The organism is Brevibacterium sp. UMB1308A, assembly GCF_030230605.1.
Classification (GTDB): domain Bacteria; phylum Actinomycetota; class Actinomycetes; order Actinomycetales; family Brevibacteriaceae; genus Brevibacterium.
Genome location: NZ_JASPDO010000002.1, coordinates 80,726 through 101,533, shown reverse-complemented (window position 1 = coordinate 101,533; position 20,808 = coordinate 80,726). Strand labels below are relative to the sequence as shown.

Annotated in this window: 17 protein-coding genes; 4 read left to right on the top strand and 13 right to left on the bottom strand. The window is 58.3% G+C overall.

The genetic code is table 11. The features are described 5' to 3' along the window. The 6 genes from rimI to QP868_RS01695 are packed head-to-tail and all read right to left on the bottom strand — an operon-like array spanning position 1 to position 5,322. Positions 1-417: a ribosomal protein S18-alanine N-acetyltransferase gene (gene rimI, locus QP868_RS01720; RefSeq protein WP_284924846.1), complete on the bottom strand. Its 417-nt coding sequence runs from the start codon at positions 415-417 to the stop codon at positions 1-3. Further along, positions 414-1,055, bottom strand: a complete 642-nt coding sequence (gene tsaB / locus QP868_RS01715; RefSeq protein ID WP_284924845.1) for a tRNA (adenosine(37)-N6)-threonylcarbamoyltransferase complex dimerization subunit type 1 TsaB — start codon at positions 1,053-1,055, stop codon at positions 414-416. The genes rimI and tsaB overlap by 4 nt, the downstream gene beginning before the upstream one ends. Further along, entirely contained in the window at positions 1,052-1,537 is a 486-nt protein-coding gene (gene tsaE / locus QP868_RS01710; protein ID WP_284924843.1) for a tRNA (adenosine(37)-N6)-threonylcarbamoyltransferase complex ATPase subunit type 1 TsaE, read from the bottom strand. The genes tsaB and tsaE overlap by 4 nt, the downstream gene beginning before the upstream one ends. After that, positions 1,534-2,697 (bottom strand): alanine racemase, encoded by a 1,164-nt coding sequence (alr, locus tag QP868_RS01705; RefSeq protein WP_284924842.1) that lies wholly within the window; start codon positions 2,695-2,697, stop codon positions 1,534-1,536. Before alr ends, tsaE begins: the two co-directional genes overlap by 4 nt. Next, positions 2,694-4,106: an NAD(P)H-hydrate dehydratase gene (locus tag QP868_RS01700; protein ID WP_284924840.1), complete on the bottom strand. Its 1,413-nt coding sequence runs from the start codon at positions 4,104-4,106 to the stop codon at positions 2,694-2,696. The genes alr and QP868_RS01700 overlap by 4 nt, the downstream gene beginning before the upstream one ends. A 1-nt stretch (position 4,107) precedes the next feature. Next, complete coding sequence (locus QP868_RS01695; RefSeq protein ID WP_284924839.1) at positions 4,108-5,322, bottom strand: M20 metallopeptidase family protein; 1,215 nt, start codon at positions 5,320-5,322, stop codon at positions 4,108-4,110. Between the two features lie 119 nt (positions 5,323-5,441). Between QP868_RS01695 and QP868_RS01690 the strand changes: the two genes are divergently transcribed. Continuing rightward, positions 5,442-8,672, top strand: coding sequence for a beta-phosphoglucomutase family hydrolase (locus QP868_RS01690; protein ID WP_284924837.1), 3,231 nt, complete (start codon positions 5,442-5,444; stop codon positions 8,670-8,672). Between the two features lie 21 nt (positions 8,673-8,693). Here the strand turns inward: QP868_RS01690 and QP868_RS01685 are convergent, their stop codons facing one another. Together QP868_RS01685 and glmS are read right to left on the bottom strand one after the other, a co-directional pair. Then, positions 8,694-9,221: a holo-ACP synthase gene (locus QP868_RS01685; protein ID WP_284924836.1), complete on the bottom strand. Its 528-nt coding sequence runs from the start codon at positions 9,219-9,221 to the stop codon at positions 8,694-8,696. 31 nt (positions 9,222-9,252) lie between these two features. Continuing rightward, positions 9,253-11,157: a glutamine--fructose-6-phosphate transaminase (isomerizing) gene (gene glmS, locus QP868_RS01680; RefSeq protein ID WP_284924835.1), complete on the bottom strand. Its 1,905-nt coding sequence runs from the start codon at positions 11,155-11,157 to the stop codon at positions 9,253-9,255. 126 nt (positions 11,158-11,283) lie between these two features. Between glmS and coaA the strand changes: the two genes are divergently transcribed. After that, complete coding sequence (coaA, locus tag QP868_RS01675) at positions 11,284-12,315, top strand: type I pantothenate kinase (RefSeq protein WP_284924834.1); 1,032 nt, start codon at positions 11,284-11,286, stop codon at positions 12,313-12,315. Positions 12,316-12,338: 23 nt separating this feature from the next. Beyond that, positions 12,339-14,216 carry an ABC transporter ATP-binding protein gene (locus tag QP868_RS01670; RefSeq protein WP_284924833.1) on the top strand — a complete coding sequence of 626 codons (1,878 nt, stop codon included), beginning with the start codon at positions 12,339-12,341 and terminating at the stop codon, positions 14,214-14,216. Positions 14,217-14,260: 44 nt separating this feature from the next. On the opposite strand, the gene QP868_RS01665 is transcribed toward QP868_RS01670, so the two are convergent. Both QP868_RS01665 and glmM read right to left on the bottom strand, forming a co-directional pair. Next, positions 14,261-14,710, bottom strand: a complete 450-nt coding sequence (locus tag QP868_RS01665) for a hypothetical protein (protein WP_284924831.1) — start codon at positions 14,708-14,710, stop codon at positions 14,261-14,263. Next, on the bottom strand, positions 14,711-16,063 hold the full coding sequence (gene glmM, locus QP868_RS01660) for a phosphoglucosamine mutase (RefSeq protein WP_284924829.1): 1,353 nt from the start codon (positions 16,061-16,063) through the stop codon (positions 14,711-14,713). It lies immediately after the preceding gene. Positions 16,064-16,261: 198 nt separating this feature from the next. Here glmM and QP868_RS01655 point away from each other — a divergent pair, with 198 nt between their 5' ends. Beyond that, positions 16,262-17,038: a hypothetical protein gene (locus tag QP868_RS01655; protein WP_284924826.1), complete on the top strand. Its 777-nt coding sequence runs from the start codon at positions 16,262-16,264 to the stop codon at positions 17,036-17,038. 92 nt (positions 17,039-17,130) lie between these two features. On the opposite strand, the gene rpsI is transcribed toward QP868_RS01655, so the two are convergent. From rpsI to QP868_RS01640, 3 genes are all read right to left on the bottom strand, one after another. Continuing rightward, complete coding sequence (rpsI, locus tag QP868_RS01650) at positions 17,131-17,622, bottom strand: 30S ribosomal protein S9 (protein WP_005883112.1); 492 nt, start codon at positions 17,620-17,622, stop codon at positions 17,131-17,133. 26 nt (positions 17,623-17,648) lie between these two features. Then, positions 17,649-18,092 (bottom strand): 50S ribosomal protein L13, encoded by a 444-nt coding sequence (gene rplM / locus QP868_RS01645; RefSeq protein ID WP_284924823.1) that lies wholly within the window; start codon positions 18,090-18,092, stop codon positions 17,649-17,651. Between the two features lie 288 nt (positions 18,093-18,380). Then, positions 18,381-20,717: a bifunctional metallophosphatase/5'-nucleotidase gene (locus QP868_RS01640; protein WP_284924822.1), complete on the bottom strand. Its 2,337-nt coding sequence runs from the start codon at positions 20,715-20,717 to the stop codon at positions 18,381-18,383. Positions 20,718-20,808 lie beyond the last annotated feature (91 nt).

Genomic DNA, 20,808 nt, shown 5'->3' with positions numbered 1-20,808 from the left:
TCACAGGCTACTACGCATGATGAGGGCGTCTGCGTCCGAATAGTAACCAGCCCGCCGATTGATCTCTTCAAACCCGCGCGAGGCGTACAAATAAATAGCGCGTTCGTTGTCGTCGCGCACGTCCAAATACAGGGCTTCGACACCCGCTTCTCGCGCCGCGTCCATGGCGACATCCAAGAGCCGGCTGCCAACACCTCGGCGGTCACTGGCCAGCGTCAGAATGTCACCTTGGGGGCCGGAAACTGAGAGCCCCACATACCCCACAACCTGGCCACCGTCCCGCGCGACCCAAAACCGGTTGCCGGGAACCGCCATTTGCGACCAGAAGAACTCTTCGGTCCATGCTTGGTTTCCAAAACTCTTCTCATCGAGGACCGCCACCGGGGCAATGTCCATCCACCGCATGCGTTCGATCATTGGCGGGGTTTGGCGTCCGGTTCACGCAAGTACAGTGGCGAGGTGTCAAGCAACGCGCCCAGTCCTTCCGGGTTGCCTGGCTGGTCCTGGGCGCACAGGCCGAGGTCACTGGCCGTGGGTTCGGTGGACTCATCTTCCGTACGTGCCGGGTTGCCCAGGGTTTCGGAGTAGAGAACAAAGCCTCGCCCAATTCGGGTGGCAGCCGGTGTGAGCTCTGCCGGGAGGATCACGCGTGGCCCGTCGACCAAGGTCACGGTAGACCCCAAGTGGTAGGTGGTTGCGTACACCTCTTTACGGCGGGCGTCGGTGGCAACAGTAATGTCGCCGGTGATTCCGTGGGCTGCTGCACGGAATGCCAACGCGTCGTGGCTGCGCACACCATAAATGGGAATACCCAAACCCAGCGCGTAACCAATCCCGGTGGCGATCCCAGCGCGCAAGCCGGTGAACGGCCCGGGCCCCACGCCCACGATCACCCGCTGCGGCTGCACGTCTTGCGTGATTTCGCGGATCGCGGGGCCCACAAATTCGGCGTGCTTACGCGCACTAAACGTGGTGCGTTGAGCATGCACCTCCCCGTGTGAGTCCACGAGTGCCACGCTCGCCGCCGCCGAGGTGTCAATCGCCAATGTGATCACAGCGCCTCCTGGCACGCGGTTGTCAGTTGTTCAACGCGACCTTCCCACCGTGACCCGTGGGCGCTCAGCGTGTAGGTGCGCGCTTCGGATTCGGGATCGGATTCGGGCCTGTCGATGAAAATGTCCAAGTAGGAGTCGCTGAGCTGTTCTGCTTTGCCCCGGCCCCATTCGATGATCGTGACCATGTCGTCGAGTTCCGAGTCGAGGTCCAAGTCGTCCAGTTCCATCGCGTCTTCTAAACGGTACGCGTCGACGTGAACGAGCCCCGGGCCGTCGCCTACTGCTTCGTGTTCACGCGCAATGACGAAGGTGGGTGAGGTGATGCGGCCACGCACGTTGAGCTCTTTCCCGATCATCTGAGTGAGCGTGGTTTTCCCGGCCCCCAGATTTCCGGTCAGCAGAATCACGTCTCCGGCCTGCACATGGGTAGCCAAGACGCGGGCAAAAGTGGCTGTCTGTTCCACGGACGACGTGCGGATCACGTGTGCTCCTGTTCTACTCGTGGCACGCGAGCTCCCAATCGGGTGACGATGTCGTAGTTGATGGTGTCCGCCCACTGTGCCCATTCGTCGACGTGTGGGCCGCCGTTGCCCCAGATCACCACTGGGTCCCCGGGAGATACCTGCGCGTCGCCCACGTCAGCGATCATCTGGTCCATGGCAATCGACCCTACGACTGGGAACGCTTTTCCTTGAATGGCCACGTGCGCTTTGTGGGAGGCTTGGCGCGGGATTCCGTCCCCGTACCCGCCGGCTACCAGCGCAAATTTGGACGGCGCCGAGGTTGTGTACCGCAGTCCGTATGAGGCACCTTGGCCTGCAGGGACGTCTTTGGCTGCGCACACGTGTGAGACCAGTGTCATCGCCGGTTGGAGGCCTTCCGAGTAGGAGTGGTCAACTGGCGCGAAGGGGCTGAGCCCGTACATGGCGACACCGGCCCGCACCGCGTTTCCTGGCACGGGGTCCATGGAGAGGATCGCAGGCGAGTTGGCGATGTGTTCCATCAGGTTGTCGATCTGAAGCGTTGCTTTTACCGTGTCGACAGCTTGGTTAAACCTCTCAATCTGGGTTGTGTTGAAGTCATTGTCTGGTTCGTCAGCGCATGCGAAGTGAGACATGACACCACACACCTGCACGCCGTGTGCAGTGGTAAGTTGTTCTAACACCTGTTGTAGTTGCGTACTGTTGAGGCCGTTGCGGCCCAAACCCGTGTCCACTTTGAGGTGGATACGTGCGGTTTTTCCGGTGGTGTGGGCGGCGTTGAAGATTGATTCAAGGGCCGCAGGTGATCCCACGCCCAGCTCAATTCCGCGTTCAACAGGTTCAGAAAGGTCAGCGTTTGGTTCGTACAGCCAGCACATGACTGTGTGGTCGCGCTGATCGCCACCATCGCTCTGACTGCTCTGACCGCTACGGTCAGCAAGAAAGTCCTGAACAGCCACAGCTTCCGGGATCGTCGCAGTACCAAAGTGCGTCACGCCAGCACGGGCGAGCGCAGGAACCACCAGGTTCACCCCGTGTCCATATGCGTCTGCTTTCACAATTGCCACGAGTTGTTTTCCTGCAGCGCGTTTCTGCAACAGTTGCACATTGTGTACAAGTGCGCGCGTATCAATCACGGCCGTCAGTGGTGCAGACGTCATGATTCCTCCCTGTGTGAACGTGCGACTTCCAGAATAGACTGAGCAGTTTCCAATGCGCGGTTCCCGGCAGCTTCATGATGAAGAAGAACAGCATTCGCTGCCACCACCGCGGCGCTCCGCGAACCAGCCGGCTGTTCTGTTGCCATGAGGGCACCCATGATGCCAGCCAAAACGTCGCCACTACCAGCTGTAGCCAAACGTGCCGGCCCTACCGGCGTGAGGTGCAACGTACCGTCGGGCTCACTGATAACAGTGCGCGCACCCTTAATCAGAACACAACACCCCAGTTCAGAGGCCAAGCGTCGCGCCCAGTGTGCAGGTGCTGACTCAATCTCCTCACGCGTCACAGTCCATCCGCGCGACTCGCACAGTGATTGGGCTTCGCCTGCGTGCGGAGTGAGAACCCAGTGGTCACGTGTCTTGCTCACCCGCGCCAACGCACCTGCATCAATTACGGCAGGCAGACACTTCTTATACGCCTGATCCAAAACCTCATCGACCAGTTCATCTTCTGGCGCCCCGGGGCCCACAACCCAGGCTTGCACGCGTCTCCACCCGGTAACGACCTCGGGCACGGAATGCATAACCAACCCAGCTGCGTCACCCACATACCTCACCATTCCCACGCCAGTGTTCTGGGCGGAAAGAGACGCCAACACGGCGGCACCTGGGTACTGCTGTGACCCGGTCGCAACGCCCAGGACGCCACGCGAATATTTGTGGTCCTGTTCGCCCGGCCCCGGCACACTCGCCGTGGTGTGCAGGTAGCCAGCCGGGGCGTCCACGCTGGTCAAACCGATGTCCACGCACTCCACGTGCCCGCAAAACCCAGCCCCTGGGTGCACAAACAGCCCAGCCTTCAACATGCCAAACGTCACCGTGTGGGTCGCACGCACCGCATGCGGATCAACCTCACCCGTTGACGCGTTCACGCCCGTGGGGGCATCAACCGCAATACACAGCTGATCACACGCGTTGTTTTGCCAGTCGGTCAGCTGGCTCGCCAAGGGTTCGCGAAGCGCCCCAGAGGCCCCTGTGCCCAGAATCCCGTCGATGACCACGTCCGCGTCCCGCGCACTGTCCCACTCCGTGGTGACGCGCACGCCCGCTGCCACCGCGGCGGCTAACCCTTCCTCGTGCGCAGAACCGGCGACGGTCACAGCCTGGCAGGCGACACCTCGGCGGGCTAAAAACTCCAGCGCGTACAGCGCGTCTCCACCGTTGTTTCCCGAACCCACCAACGCGACCGCGCGGGTTCCATACACTCTCCCGTACCTGTTCTGCAGTTCCCGCACAACCACATGCGCAAGCCCCGTGGTCGCCTTCAGCATGAGCTCCTTGCCCTGGCCGGCTGCCAGAAGAGGTGCTTCTGCGTCGCGCACCTGTTGCGAGGTGTACAGCGGTTGCATGCTAGTCCTTGTTCAAACGGTTGAGTGCCAGCGCGGCAAGAAACGCCGCCTGGTCGCCTAACGCGGTATCCGTGTGCCGCGCCCGAGGTGAATGGTTAGCTTCCCACGTGTCTTCCGGCCCGTACGCCGCACCGAAGTGTCCATATGACCCCGGAACAAGATCAAGGATGCGGGAGAAGTCTTCTGACCCCACCCTAGGGTGGTCCATGAGGTGAACGCGTTCGGTGCCAAACAGGGCTTCAGCAGTTTCGAGGAACAGGGCGTTCTCATCGTTGTTATTGATGGTGGCTGGCAGCAGGCGGTACATGTTGACCTCCGCGGTCAGGCCGTGTGCCTGCGCGATCCCCTCCACCAGGGCGGGGAGAACCCGTTCACATTCGCTGGTGGTTTCTTCCGAGAATGTGCGCACGCTCGCAGCCAGATACGCAGAGTCGGGGATGACGTTGGGCGCAGTTCCTGCCTGGAACTGCCCCACCGTGAGCACCACGGGGTCCCACGCAAAAAAGTGCCGGGACACAAACTCTTGCAACTGGCCCACGATCGAGGCCCCAACCTGCACCGGATCCAAGGCGGCTTCCGGGCGGGCGGCGTGACCACCTCGGCCGCGGACAGTAATTTCTAGATTGTTCGCAGACGCCATGTACGAACCCGGCTTGGAGTACACGTGCCCTGGGGGCTGATCAGCCGAAACATGGACCCCGAACGCGGCCACTACTGGGACGCCGGCAGCTTCAAGGACTCCCTCGTCCACCATCTTCCCGGCTCCGTTATAACCTTCTTCGCCCGGTTGGAACATGAACACGACGTCACCTGCCAGTTCGCTCTTGCATGCGTGCAAGATGTGGGCGGCACCAATAAGGCCAGTAACGTGCAAGTCGTGCCCGCACGCGTGCATGTTGCCATTCGTCGAAGCGAACTCAAACCCGGTAGCTTCGGTCACGGGCAACGCATCCATGTCACCACGCAAAAGCACCGCTTGCGGGTTTTCGCCACGCTTGTCACCACGCAGCACGGCTACGACCGAATCCAGATTGGTTCCAGTCGTCACCTCAAGATCCAAGCCGTGAAGAGCATCCAGCACAGTTTTCTGCGTGGCAGGAAGAGTCAGACCCAGTTCCGGATTCTGGTGAATCCGTGTGCGAATGTCTCGCAACCGGGGAGCTAACTGCTCTGCAACCTCTACAACCTTCTTGAGTACACCTTCGTTCGCTGTCATGACGTTAAGCCTAGTAAACCCGGTCACGAGTCGAACAACGTGGTCAAACAAACACAAAAGTTTCTGAACAAGGCCGTGACGTTCACCCACGCGTCACTCATTCATGATGAGCTAGATATATGACTGAGGTTCTCACAGCCACCCCACCATTCGACGCAGTGATCTTCGACATGGACGGAGTCGTCACCGACACCGCTTCGCTCCATGCCGCCGCGTGGAAACAACTGTTTGACTCCGCCCTCGCCAATCCTCAACTCAAAGACGCAGCAGTCGAGTTCCCGGAGGAACTCAACGCCTCTGAGTTCTCTGTCGCCACTGACTACCGTGCGTATGTGGACGGGCGTCCACGCGAAGACGGTGTGCGCGAGTTCTTTGCCTCCCGTGGCATCACACTTCCAGAAGGTGACGACGACGACCCGGCCGGGGCACTCACCGTTCACGGGCTGGCCCGTCACAAGAACGACGCATTTAACGAAGAACTCAAAAAACAGGGCGTCCGCACCTTCCCAGGGACCATCAACCTCATCGAACGCTTGCGCGCAGGCGGACGCAAGATCGGCCTCGTCACTGCCAGCCGCAACGCGCCCGCCCTTTTGAACAACGCACAGATCACGGAACTCTTCGACACCATCGTTGACGGACAAACCGCACTCGACGAACACCTGCCCGGCAAACCCCAACCTGACACCTTCCTCCGGGCTGCCAACGACCTCGGCGTCGAACCCCGCAACGCCGTTGTTGTTGAAGACGCCATCTCAGGTGTTCAAGCAGGACGCGCTGGGAAATTTGGGCTGGTCGTTGGTGTTGACCGCCACGGCCACCGCGACGAACTCATCGACGCCGGAGCCGATGTGGTCATTGGGGACCTGCACGAACTCGACCTGGGAGAACGCCGCGACCGCTCTCGCACCCTCGTTTATGTGGGCGGAGAAGACCACCACAAAGGCAAACGCGCCACCCTCACCACCCTGGGCAATGGATACATGGCTATCCGGGGTACCGCCTCGGAAATCAAGACCGGGCACCGCGGGGCACCAGGGGCGTATATCGCTGGGATCTTCAACCGGCTCACATCCACCGTTCAGGGGCGCACGCAAGTCCACGAGTCCATGGTGAATCTGCCTCACTGGGCCGCCTTGGACGTGAAATTCGCAGACGGGGAATGGCTCTCAGACCGCGGACTCACCGTGGTGTCCGAAGAACGGACCCTCAACTTTGACGACGGCGCTCTGGTGCGTCACCTGGTTGTTCAAGACCCGCGCGGGCGCTCGCTCAAACTGTGCCAGCGTCGCATCGTTTCCATGGACAAACAGCACTTAAGCGCTACCCTCACCCGGGTTGAAACGCTGAGCAATGAGCCACAGAAAGTGCATGTGCGCTTAGGTATCGACGCGCGCGTCAACAATGACAACGTGGCCGAATACGACCAACTGGCCAAACAGCACATTGAGACCCGTCACGCGAAAGTGCTCGAAGACGGCACCCTGCTCACCGAAGTCATCACCGAACAGAGCCGCACCCGGGTTGCCATGGCCCAACGCACCCGCGTGACAGAACGCCGAGTCGACTTCTCAACACAGCGCATGCCCGGCGAAACCATGGGATACGACGTCGAAACCGTAAGCGAAGAAAACGAACGCGGAAAAGCCATCTATCGCGAACACGCATTTACCGTTCACCCAGGTCACGCGTTCGACTTCGACACCGTCACCTCCACCGTCCACTCCCGAGACCCCGCGTTAAGTTCCGTGCGAGGCGGGGCGGTCCAGCACCTCGACTGGTTGCCCGACTGCAGCTTTACTGCCCTCCTGCCCGGCCACCGGGCAGCCCTTGCCAAACTCTGGGACCGGTTCGGCGTGGAGGTGGACACCACCTCGGGCGCGGCGGACCAAACACAACTCATGGTGGACCTACACACCTTCCACCTCATCCAATCCATGTCCCCACACACCGTTGCACAGGACGTGGGAACCACCGCGCGCGGAATGACCGGAGAAGGCTACCGCGGGCACATTTTCTGGGACGAAGTGTTCGTCATGCCGTTGCTGAACATGCGCTTCCCGGAGATTTCCAAATCTCTACTCATGTACCGGTGGCGCAGACTCGACGCCGCCCGCCAACTGGCCCGCGAATCCGGTTTTAAGGGAGCTCAGTTCCCGTGGCAGTCGGGTTCTGACGGGCGCGAAGAGACACCGGTGGAGCTGTGGAACCACCGTTCAAACAGGTGGATGCCAGACAACTCACGCAGGCAATACCACGTGGGGCTTGCCGTGGCGTACAACGCATGGCAGCACTACCGCGTCACTGCCGACACCAAATGGTTGGCCGAACACGGCGGTGAACTCATCATCGAAATTGTGCGTCTATTCGCTTCCATGACTGAATACGACGCTGCTGAGGACCGCTACCACATCCGACGTGTCATGGGGCCCGACGAATACCACGACGGCTACCCGGGAACCCCCGGATCAGGTGTGGACGACAACGCGTACACCAATGTCATGGTCGCGTGGCTGGCACGTCACGCCGTGCGCATCTTTGAAGTGCTGTCATCCCACGAAGCAGACGAATTGGAGTTCAGGCTCAACATCGACCCAGAGGAAGTCACCCTGTGGGAACGCATGGCCGCACGCCTGTACGTGCCGTTTGCGCCAGACGGGCGGATCAGCCAATTCGCGGGGTACGAAGACCTCAAGGACCTTGACTTCGACGCCTACCGTCGCAAGTACGGCAATATCGGACGCATGGACCTGATCCTGGAATCAGAGGACGATTCGACCAACAACTACAAGCTGTCCAAACAGTCTGACGTCAACATGTTGTTCTACCTGTTGGGCCCCACTGGAGTGGTGAAGGAACTGCGCCGCATGGGCTACGACATGAGTGAAGAAGAAGTCGAACGTACCATCGACTACTACGTGGCTCATTCCACCAACGGATCCAGCTTGTCCCGGGTCGCCAACGCTGCCGTGCTCGCCATGATTGGTCGCGAGGACGCGTGGAACGAATGGCAAGAAGCGCTGCGCATCGACATCGACGACACTCAGTGGGGTTCAACCGCAGAAGGCATCCACCTGGGAGCCATGGCCGGAACCGTCGACGTTATTCTTCGCGCATTCGCCGGTGTGCTCATCCGGTTCAACCGGATCGAGTTCTACCCGAACCTGCCCACACACGTTGCCGACGCACGTTTCCGGGTTCTGTTCCAGGGCCAGATCATCGAAGTGTACGTCACGCACACGGAACTCACGCTGGTATCCCGTTCACGCGAAACTCACTCTGTGAGCGTGTACGTCAACGGCGAGTCGCACACTCTGGAAGGTGGCGCGCGCCTGACGTTCCAGTTGTAAGGAAGCGCGCGCTGATGCGCTTTACTCCGCGTTTCGCCGTGCTTCCTCGCGCGCTTTGCGCCGCGCCTCCCGCGTCTCTTCAGCGCGTTGCCGGAACTCAGCGAGAGCTGCTAACGCCTCGGGCGAACCAGGGAGCAACGGGGCCGGCTGGTCAACGGGCGGGTGGCTGTGCACCGGGTTTCCCTCCGCCACAACGAACGTGACGGTCCGGCCGGCGTCGTGAGTAATCGACACGTGGATTGTCTCGCCGCCCATGTCGCGGAAGTGTTGAAGAACCCAACCTGAAAGCCGGAAACTGGGCGCACCCGTAAACGCTGACACGATTTCAGCTTCGTGCCACGGAATGATCTCTGGCAACTGCAGGGCCTTCACCAGGGCCTCTTTAGCTGAAAAGCGGGCGGCCAAAGACTCAGGGGTACGCCGCTTACCGTTCTTCTTTAACTGCTCAGCAGGTGTGAGGAGCCGGTCAAGCAGTTCCGGAACGCGTTCAATGTGTTCACGGAACCGCTCGACATCAGCAATGTCGACTCCAATCCCAATAATGGCCACGGTTACGAGTCAGCCCTGAATTCGTTGCGATTTATTCGACCGTGACTGACTTGGCCAGGTTACGCGGCTGGTCGACGTCCAAGCCCTTGGCAGAGGCCAGTTCCATCGCGAAGATCTGCAACGGGATCGTGGTCAGAAGTGGCGCCAGCAACGTAGGCGTTGCAGGCACGTAGATCACTTCGGATGCGAACTGTTCGACCGCAGTGTCGCCTTCTTCTGCGATCACGATCGTGTTGGCACCACGCGCGCGGACTTCATGGATGTTGGAAACCACTTTGTCGTGCAACGAGTAACGCGATGCACGGCTTGGCACCACAATGAACACCGGCTGGCCTTCGTCGATCAGCGCGATAGGGCCGTGCTTGAGTTCACCGGCGGCGAAACCTTCTGCGTGAATGTAGGCGAGCTCCTTGAGTTTAAGCGCGCCTTCCATGGCGACGGGGTAGCCTACGTGACGCCCCAAGAAGAGGACAGAGGTGGTGTCCCGCATGGATTGTGCAAGGTCGAGTACCTGCTGTTTGCTTTCGTCCAGAAGCCGTTCGATCTTGCTAGGCATCTGTTCAAGTTCGTCCAGGATGACCTTGATTTCGTCCTGGTACTTGTTGCCACGTAGCTGTGCCAAGTACAGACCCAACAGGTAGCATGCGACGATCTGCGCCAAGAACGCCTTCGTGGACGCAACCGCGATTTCTGGGCCAGCGTGGGTGTAGAGCACGCCGTCGGATTCGCGCGGAATGGTGGAACCGTAGGTGTTGCAAATAGCGATCACCTTGGCACCCTGTTCGCGGGCGTGGCGCACGGCCATGAGTGTGTCCATGGTTTCACCCGACTGGCTGATCGCCACCACCAAGGTCTTCTCAGTGACCACCGGGTCCCGGTAACGGAACTCGTGAGCCAGTTCGACCTCGGTAGGGATACGGCACCAGTGCTCAATTGCGTAGCGGGCAACCTGACCTGCATAGGCAGCAGTCCCACATGCGATCACAACAATCTTGTCGATGCTCTTGAGCACCGATTCGTCAATGTTCATCTCTGACAACTGCAGGTTGCCGTTTTGGTCCATGCGACCCAACAGAGTGTCAGCAACAGCCTGGGGCTGGTCATGGATTTCTTTGTCCATGAACGATGCGAAGCCGCCCTTTTCAGCGGTCGCTGGGTCCCAGTCAACCGTGTACGACTTGCCTTCGACCGGGTTGTTGTCCCTGTCAATGATGTCGACTGAATCCGGTGTGATGGTCACGATCTGGTCTTGACCAATTTCAACTGCATCGCGCGTGTAGTCAATAAACGCTGCGACGTCTGAGCCAAGGAAGTTTTCGCCGTCACCCAGACCAATGACAAGTGGGCTGTTGCGGCGTGCAGCCACAACCGTGTCCGGAAGATCCTGGTGAATAGCCAGGAGTGTGAACGCACCTTCAAGCTGAGTTGCAGTAATGCGCATGGCTTCGGTCAGGTTGCCGGTTTCCCGGTAGTTCTTGGCCAGCTGCTGAGCGGCAACTTCCGTGTCGGTTTCGGATGCAAACTGAGCGCCATCAGCTTCGAGACGTTCTTTCAGGGGCGCAAAGTTCTCAATGATTCCGTTGTGAATGAGCGCCAACTTGCCGTCATCGGCCAGGTGAGGGTGAGCGTTTTGGTCGGTGGGGCCACCGTGGGTAGCCCAACGAGTGTGACCAATTCCTGTCGTGGCGTCCGGAATCTGGTGAGTCTCCAACGCGTCCTTGAGGTTAGACAACTTACCGGACTTCTTCTCACTGAAAAGTGGCTGGCCAGGGGTTGCAAGCGCTACACCGGCGGAGTCGTAACCGCGGTATTCCATGCGCTTGAGACCACCCATGACTACGTCGATAGCTGAATGGTCGCGACCTGCTGTTGCCTGCTCAGACCCGCCTGCAGACTGGGCACGAGAAGTTGAAACATATCCCACAATTCCACACATGGGACCAATCGTACCGACTGCCTAGCCAAGCGAGAAATACAGGACGAACAAAAGATACATTCACTTTTCGCTGCTGATACGCCCGTTGTGACACTGAAAGTAGAAGGGCGTGGGAAAAGTGGGACAATGTGGCCTATGAATGCGCTCAACAACCTTGATCCCGCACGGCGCCTGGCCGGTTTGCGACCAGATTCGGACTCACTGCCGTCGCCCTACTGGCTCTTCGATCGAGAGTCGTGGGCAGCGCTTGCGGAAACCACATCCTCACCACTGACGGAAAAGGAAATTGAGCGACTGCGCGGTTTGGGTGAGCGAATCGACCTAGACGAAGTTCGCTCCATTTATCTTCCGCTGTCCGAACTGCTGAGTGTGTACGTTGCCGCGCGGGGTAACAAGTATCAGATGACGCGCGAGTTTTTCACCCCGTTACGTGAAAAAGGCAAGGACGTCACACCTAAGCGCACTCCTTTTGTTATTGGTGTTGCGGGTTCTGTTGCGGTTGGTAAATCAACGACGGCACGCCTTCTGCGTGAAATGTTGTCGAGGTGGCCAGACACCCCACGGGTCGAACTCATCACGACTGATGGGTTCTTGTTCCCAAACGCGGAGCTTGAGCGCCGTGGGATCGCTGATCGGAAGGGCTTTCCGGAATCCTATGACCGCAGGCGTTTGTTGCGGTTCTTGGCGAAGATTAAGGCGGGTGCACCAGAGGCGCGCGCTCCTGTGTATTCCCACCACACGTACGACATTATTGATGGCGCCGAGGTGACGGTCCGCTCCCCCGATGTTGTGATCGTTGAGGGGTTGAATGTTCTCCAGGCTCCGCGTCCGCGCCCTGACGGCCGCATTGGCGTGGCCGTGAGTGACTATTTTGATTTCTCCGTTTACGTGGATGCCAACACGAGTGATATTCGCGAGTGGTACATTCGCCGCTTTTTGCGCCTGCAGGAAGGCGCGTTTTCCCGTCCTGACTCGTACTTTCACAAGTATTCGCAGTTGACGCGAGAGGAAGCGGTGACGTTGGCGGGAGAAATTTGGGACTCAATTAACGCGCCTAACTTGTCGCAAAATGTTCTTCCTAGCCGAGGTCGTGCGGACTTGATTCTGAAAAAGGCAAGTAACCACAAGGTGAAGAGCATCCAGTTACGGAAGCTGTGAGTGTGGTGGCTTAAGGGTTCTACATGTCGAACATTTCACCGCATATGGTGTTGCGGCGTGCCACGGCCGCGCAAAAGTACGGTGGTAAGTCACAGTCGGTGAGTTGGTCAACGGTGGGCAGGATTTTTACCTTTGCCCGTCGTCATCGCGCTCGCATGGTGGCCTACGTTTTGCTTTCAGCTTTGGCCGCGCTGTTGGGTGTCATCACGCCAATTCTGTCTGGCCGGGTTGTCAATGCGATCACTGACGGCGGGCCGGTGTCCACGATTGTGTGGCTTGCAGTGGCCATGGGTGTGATTGCTCTTTTGGATGCCGCGCTGTCCTTGATCAACCGGTGGTTTTCGGCGCAGGTGGGCGAAGGGCTCATTTTTGACTTGCGCACTGCTGTGTTCGACCACGTGCAGACCATGCCGGTGGCATTTTTCAACCGCACGCGCACTGGGGCCTTGATTTCTCGTTTGAGTACCGATGTCATGGGGGCTCAGCGCGCGTTTGCGAACACGTTGCCGTCGGTTGCGTCGAATCTTGTGGCTCTTGTGCTCACGCTGGGTGTCATGTTTGCGTATTCGTGGCAGGTCACGGTTTTGTCGCTGGTTTTGCTCCCTATTTACCTACTGCCCGCTCGTCTGTTGGCGTCAAAGTTGGCAAAACTCCAGTTCGAGGCGTCTGATCTCAACGCGGCGATGTCCACCCGCATGACTGAACGTTTTAATGCAGGTGGCGCCACGCTGGTGAAGCTTTTTGGTTCGCCTGAACGTGAGTCTGCCCAATTTGCACAGCGCGCTGACCGCGTCCGCGCAATTGGGGTTCGGACCGCCATGTTGCAGACCACGTTCGTGACGGCTCTGACCTTGGTGTCGGCTTTGGCTCTTGCACTGGTGTACGGTTTGGGAGGTTTCGAGGCGGTGCAGGGTCACCTCAACGCGGGCATGGTGGTCACCTTGGCGATGCTTCTCACCCGCCTTTACGCACCGTTGACCATGCTTGCGAACGCACGAATGGACTTTGTGAGCGCTGTTGTGAGCTTTGAGCGCATCTTTGAGATTTTAGACCTCAAGCCCATCATCACTGAGCCTGCGCACCCGCGTGCTTTGCCATCAGGTGCGTTGTCAGTGGAGTTTGATGACGTACGTTTCACCTACCCCACTTCTGCGGAGGTGTCGCTTGCGTCTTTGGAAGACGTGGCGGTGTTGGATACGCGGGAGTACGCCGAGGTGTTGCACGGCATTTCGTTCACGGTGCCTGCCGGGTCAACAGTTGCGCTCGTGGGGTCGTCTGGGGCTGGTAAGTCGACGATTGCGTCTTTGGTTCCGCGTTTGTACGACCCCACTTCAGGGTGCGTGCGCTTGGGCGGTATTGATGCCCGTGACCTTGCGTTTGCGGATCTCAAGGCAGGCGTGGGCATGGTGACGCAGGATGGGCATTTGTTTCACGATTCGATTCGGGAAAACCTGTTGCTTGCCAAGCCGAATGCCACTGACGAGGAAATCAATTCCGCTTTGCGCCGTGCCCGCATGGACCGTGTTGTCGAAGCTTTGCCTGATGGAGTTGACACGGTGATTGGGGAACGCGGGTACCGGCTCTCCGGTGGTGAACGGCAACGGTTAACGATTGCGCGTTTGCTCCTGGCGGCTCCTCCGATTGTGGTGTTAGACGAGGCGACCAGCGCTTTGGATTCCACGAACGAGGTGGCAGTCCAGCAGGCGTTGAACGAGGCGATGACCGGCCGCACGGCTATTGTGATCGCTCACCGGTTGTCGACGGTGCGTTCGGCGTCGCAGATTTTGGTGATAGAAGGTGGGCGCATTGTGGAGCGCGGTGCGCACTCCGAACTGCTGTCTGCCGGTGGCCGGTACGCCGAACTCTACGAGACCCAGTTTGCGGACCAGGAAACTACGTGAAAGCTTTGTGCATCAGCCTGTTACGCCCTCTAAGGTTGCGCCGTTTACGTTTTCTTGCCAGCTGACCCAGGTTCACTAATCAGGCGGCTCATGGGTCGCATTGCCACTGCAAAAAGTGGCCCAGCAATGAGGCCAACCAGAAGGGCGAGCGCCCCTACATACATGGCGTTGGTAAGCCACATGACTGTGAGCATGTACATGATGACGGCTGGCCCTACCGCGACGAACAGAGCTGTGAGTGCCAGCCATTTTGCGCTACCGGGCGTGCGTGCCACGGGGTGCCCACGGTAGTTCGCGCGCACGAACCCAAAAATGAAAGCGAGGCCTGATGCGATTGCCCCTACTACCAGCACCGAGGTGGTTAACCTGCTGAAGACGAACAGTAGGCCGTCGTGCGTGGCAGGGCGAAGTGCCAGGGACACGGCCGAGGTGATGAGCGTGGCAACGGCAGTTGCCCCGGACGCCGCGATGGCAGTCGCGAACTTGGGCGTCATTTACAGTGCCAGCTGCGTCTTGACGACATCGGCCAGGCGCTGCGCCTGCTGTTGTGCGACTTCTTCGCTTTCGGCTTCTACCATGACGCGAATGACCGGTTCCGTACCGGAAGCTCGAAGGAGTACTCGCCCAGTTGTTCCCAGTTCCTTTTCTACTGCCGTGACTTCAGCAGCGACTGCAGGGTCTGCAGTACGGCTCTTGTCAACGTCTTTCACGTTGATGAGAACTTGAGGCAGGTTCGGGATTTCTGCTGCAAGGTCGGCAAGCGTCCGTTTTGACGTAGCCATGCGGTGCATGAGGTGAAGCGCCGTTTGGACTCCGTCACCGGTGGAACCGTGATCAAGCATGAGGATGTGCCCGGACTGTTCGCCACCCAGGGAGTATCCGTCGGCCTTCATGCGTTCAAGAACGTACCGGTCGCCCACGGCGGTCTGTACCGTATCAATGCCATAGCGTTCCATAGCGAGGCGCAGGCCCAGGTTACTCATCACCGTTGTCACCAGAGTGTCGTGTGCGAGTACCCCGTCTTCTTTCAGGCCAATCGCCAGGATTCCCATGATCTGGTCACCGTTGACTTCGCGTCCACGCGCATCCACGGCCAAGCACCTGTCAGCGTCCCCATCGAATGCCACACCTAGGTCAGCGGATTGTTCGATGACCGCACGCTGGAGGTTGTCGATGTGAGTGGAGCCAACTCCGTCGTTGATGTTCAGTCCCGTTGGTTCTGCGGCGGTCACAATGACCTCGGCCCCTGCTTGACGCAGGGCCGCTGGGCCCACAACGGAGGCTGCTCCGTGGGCACAGTCAACAACAACCGTGAGTCCCTTCAGAGGTGTCACTTTTTCGCCCAGACCGGCGACCAGGTGTTCGGTAAATTCATCGGCGGCAGCCGGGTAACGCTGGATACGCCCAACGGCTTCGGCGGTGGGACGATCCCAATTCACGTCAACGAGAGCGGTGATCTCATCTTCGATCGCGTCATCAAGTTTGGTTCCACCTGGACCAAAGAACTTAATGCCGTTGTCTGGCATGGGGTTGTGAGAAGCAGAAAGAACCACGCCGAACTCAGCACCCGTGGCTTTCACTGCATAAGCGACACCGGGAGTTGGGAGCACGCCTGCGTCCCACACGTCGACGCCAGTTGAGGCGATCCCCGCCGCTACTGCAGCTGACAGAAAGTCTCCACTGATTCGGGTGTCACGTCCGACGATTGCACGCGGGCGGTGGTTCCCAGCTTGTTCAGGCTTTGCCAGCACCCGGCTCGCTGCAACCGATAATTGGAGAGCCAACCGGCCTGTGATGTCTCGGTTGGCGAGTCCGCGCACTCCGTCGGTTCCAAACAGACGACCCATGAGTCTCACTTTCACATCTACTGCAATTTGTTCAAGTGTAGCCAGAGGCACTGACACAGTTACTGTGCCCCGAATCCAGCTCTTACACGTAACGGAACTTTACCCAACCGATACCACTTTTGAAACAAAAACTAGATGACACGGTGCAATAGTGAAATCAACCACTCGCATGTCCGCGAGGCTAAAGAAAGAGGCACCATGGACAAGTCATACGTTCTCACATCACTGACAACACTCTTCTCAACAACATCACTCGCGCTCTATTGCGCCGTGTTGTTCTTTCCACAAGAACCGGCAAACCCTATTGTCAACGGCTTTGGTATTGGCCTTCTGGTTCTCATCCCCGGGATTATCGCATGTGTTCCGTATCTTTTTCACCTCACGCACTCCCTGCACCGGCTGACGTGGGCTGGTAGCAGCCTGCTTGCGCTTGTAGCCGTGGGCTTGTTCACACTCATCATCGACGCTGAATCTGACCTGTGGTTGTTCTTCGTTGGTCAGGCTTTTGTCCTCGGTGGCTATGCCTTGACACTTGCGCTTGAGCAGCGCTCGGAACGTGAACGGCGTATCACCCTGATTGTCGTCCGCGTGCTGGGAGTCCTTGCTATTGTCCTACCCACAATTGGGGCGTTATCAATTTCGATGTCCGACGGCTTCCAGATCTCTGCTTTCATCATGCCCACGTTGCTCCTGGCGTGCGCCGCGTGCTTTGGACTCAACGCGCGCATCAACGGTTTCCCGGTGGGCTATGCGCTGCCCATAGTCATAGGTGTTATAGCGATTCTGAGCTTGGCGGTCGTTGAGAGTTTCATTGTTTTGGGAGTCTGGACACTAGGAACAATGTGCGTGTCCGCGGGAATGGTTGCCCTGGCTATCGACAGCTCACTCCCCCAGGCGACACACAACTCAAAGCATGAGGAACCTCGGGCCCCTAAACCGAAAACGCCGCAAACTTCTGGTTCAGCATCTGCCTAACCATCCTGCCCAGCGTGAGCCAATCACCCTCACCACTCCCACAAACACGTGTGGCCCCGGTAAATACCGGGGCCACATGCGCATAACACGTATTAACGCTTCGAGAACTGAGGTGCCTTACGTGCCTTCTTCAGACCAGCCTTCTTACGCTCAGGTACGCGAGCGTCACGGGTCAGGAATCCAGCCTTCTTCAGTTCTGGGCGGTTGTTTTCGCGGTCAATCTCGTTGAGCGAACGAGCAATTCCCAGACGAACAGCACCAGCCTGACCGGAAGGTCCTCCACCCTGCAGGCGGACGAACACGTCAAAACGTCCCTCCAGGTCCAGCAGGCGGAACGGTTCGTTCACCAGCTGCTGGTGGAGCTTGTTCGGGAAATAGGTTGCAAGGTCGCGACCGTTGATGTTCCATTCACCGGAGCCAGGAACCAAACGCACGCGAGCAATTGCCTGCTTGCGACGTCCAACTCCAGCACCTGGAGCAGTGAGCGACTGCCCACGGCCACCGGTTGCGGCTTCGCCCTGACCAGCAGGGGTTTCGGTTGAGTATTCAGTCAGTTCGACTTCTTCGTTGATGTTTTCAGCCATGATTCTCCTGTCAGTGCCCGGGGCGCTTACTGCGCAACCTGGCTGATTTCGTAGGTCTGCGGGTTGTGTGATGCGTGTGGGTGTTCAGGACCCGCGTACACCTTCAACTTGCGCATTTGTTCACGGCCGAGGCGGTTCTTCGGAACCATACCTGCAACGGCTTTTTCAACTGCCAGAACAGGCTTGGTAGCCAGCAGTTCTGCATAGTTCACGCTCTTGATTCCGCCAGGGTAGTTGGAGTGGCGGTATGCGCGCTTCTGTTCCAGCTTGGCGCCGGTCAGAGCAACTTTTTCAGCGTTGATGATGATCACGTAGTCGCCCGTGTCAACGTGTGGGGCAAATGTCACCTTGTGCTTGCCGCGAAGCAGACGAGCTGCCTGCGAAGCAAGTCGACCAAGTACGACGTCAGTGGCATCAATGACGTGCCACTGGCGCTCGATGTCGCCGGGCTTCGGAGTATAGGTACGCAAGTGTAGCCTTCTTTTCGTCTCTAGTGTGTGCGGCACCGCGCGTGTTCTCAAAGGTCGTGATCTTTGGAGATCGCCAGTGCAGTTCTGTCATGTTGTACGAAGAGCACCTTCGCCTCAACCTGCAACGCGACTAGAGGTTTTGTGGCATGTGCATTGACGTACGCAACGACTACCTAATCTAATGCATTCGACCCCTCCCAGGCAAATGCTTGGGAGGGGTCGAAGCGTGGCTTCGCTCACGGGGTGGGTGGAGTCACCTTCGCCGAGGTGTCACTCACCTGTGTGCGGTTAGTTGCGACGGACGCGAGTAAGTCCGACTGCCGCTGCACCAACGGCCAGCAATGCGATTCCAGCGGCGATCATGCCAGCGGTTTCGGTACCGGTGCGAGGCAGTGGCTTGCCGTCACCGGCGTCCGTGTCCTTGCCCTTGTCAGAGCCGTCTGTGCCCTTGTCCGAGCCGTCTTTGTCGGAACCGCCCTTGTCCTTACCTTTGTCGTCCTGTCCACCTTCACCAGGTGTCGCTTCATCAGAGTCGTCGCCAGGCTTTCCTTCGTCAGAGTCATCGCCAGGCTTTCCTTCGTCGGAGTCGTCCCCAGGCTTGTCTTCTGAGACGAATCCAACCTTGGTTTCACGCAAGATTGGAAGTGGGTTGTTGTCCCACCACTTCGCGGCTGGGTCAGCGATCAGGGTGGTGTTGAACTCTTTAGCACCGTCGGTCTTGTCGGAGTTGCGCACCAGACGGAACTTCACCTGCGTTTCGCCAGCCTTGACCTTGTCGACACGAACCGTGTTTTCGGTTCCTTCAATAACCTTTGCGTCTTCCCATTCAACGTCGTAGCCCTTTGGTGCTTCAACGGTAAAGAGAAGGTTTTCTGCTTCGACCTTTGAGTCGATCTGGAGGTAGAAGTTGTTCTTCCTGGTGTCAGGTGTGTGAACCTCGGCAGTGGCGTCTCCGCTACCCAGAATGTCTTTCGCGAAGTCAGCCTGGCGTTCCTTCTTGTCTGGTGACACTGGCGAGTTCTCTTCGAAGTACTTCTGCCAGATTTCGAAGTCGGTGAGACCCGACTGTTCGAATGTGCCCTTTGCGAACGCTCCGAAGTTGTCACCACCGTTTGCCAAGAATGACAGGGTAGCTACACGGTATTCCTTTGCAGGGTCAATGTCTTCTCCGTTGACCTTGACTGACTTAACCCGCTTGGCTGGGTCTTCAGCACTGGAGTCGTAGACAACACTCAGTTCTTTTGAGATACCGAGGTGCAGGAATGGGCGCGATGCTTCAGCCGGCTGCCACTGCTGAGCGAAGAGCTCGATGACGTCTTCACCCTTCATAGTGACAACACCGTGGTCGTTAGCGAACGGAAGAACCTGGTTGAGTTCACCGTCGGTGACAACACCTTCGGCCTCTTCACCGAACTGGTCATCCATCTTCAAGTCGGTACGCAGACCACCTGGGTTGGTGATACCGAAGTCAGCTTCTTCAAGGTTAGAGTACGTGACACCTTCCTTCAGAGCGTCTGCAACCAGGTTCCCCAGGGTGCTTTCTGCGCCACGGTCTTCCGAACCGTCTTCTTTGAATGCACGCGTGATATCTTCGGTGATTTCGCCGGCTTTAACCGATCCAGCTTCCTGCGCTTTAGCCTCCGCGTCATCGATGATCTTCTTAACGTCTGCAGGCACGTTGTCCTTGTAGCCGGTCACCTTTCCGCGGCCGTCACGTTCGGTTCCAACGCCCTCGACTTCAATCAGGTCGGAGGACTTGACGGTCCAGTCGCCGTTTCCTTCTGAGGTGAGACGGACGTCAGCAAGAGAGTCACCGTAGTTACCAGCCTGAACCACTGGACGTGTGCGGTCGGTTCCTGGAATCTTGGCTTCCAGGTTCATCTTGATGTGTGAGTGGCCAAAGAACATCGCGTCGATAGAAGCGTCAGCTTTTTCTACCAAGGACGCGAATTCGTCGTTTGAACCGGTAGCTTCTTCGATGCTGCCAGCAGACGAAGGCCCGGCGTGTGCTTCCAGGATTGTAATGTCAGGCTTTTCGTCTGAAGCTTCGAGTTCCTGGGCCGCCTTGTTTACTGCCTTGACAGGGTCGATGAAGTCGATCGCCTTGATACCACTTGGGGATACCAGAGTCTTGGTGTCCTTTGTGACGACACCAATGACTGCGACCTTGATGCCGTTGACGTCGTACGTGGTGTACGCGGGGAACGCTGGTTCGTCAGTTCCCTTCTTCACAACGTTGGCACCCAGGTGTTCGAAGTTGGTGTCGCGTGACTTGATGTCGTCGAACCCGCGGTCGAATTCGTGGTTACCTACGGCCGATGCGTCTAGCCCAAGTGCGTCGAGGTACTCAAGGGTGGGGTTGTCCTGCTGTGACGACGATGCGTAGGTGGATGCACCAATGTTGTCACCAGCGGACAGGAATGTGGAGTTTTCCTGGCGGTTGTCAGTAACGGCGCCCGCAAGGTCGGCGCCAACGCCGGATCCGATGCGTCCGTGGAAGTCTGTAATGTTCAGGATCTGGAATTCGGTGCCTTCGTCGGCTGCACCGAATGCTGGGAGCGCTCCAAGTGGCGACACGACAGCGAGTGCTGACACAGCCGCAAAAGCGCGGGTTGTTCGCTTCATAATGTCCTCATCAAGGGAGTGAAATTAACAAATGCTCTCAATGTCTATCAGCGCAGCGTGAACTTGAGGTAAACCAGAGCAATAACTGAGT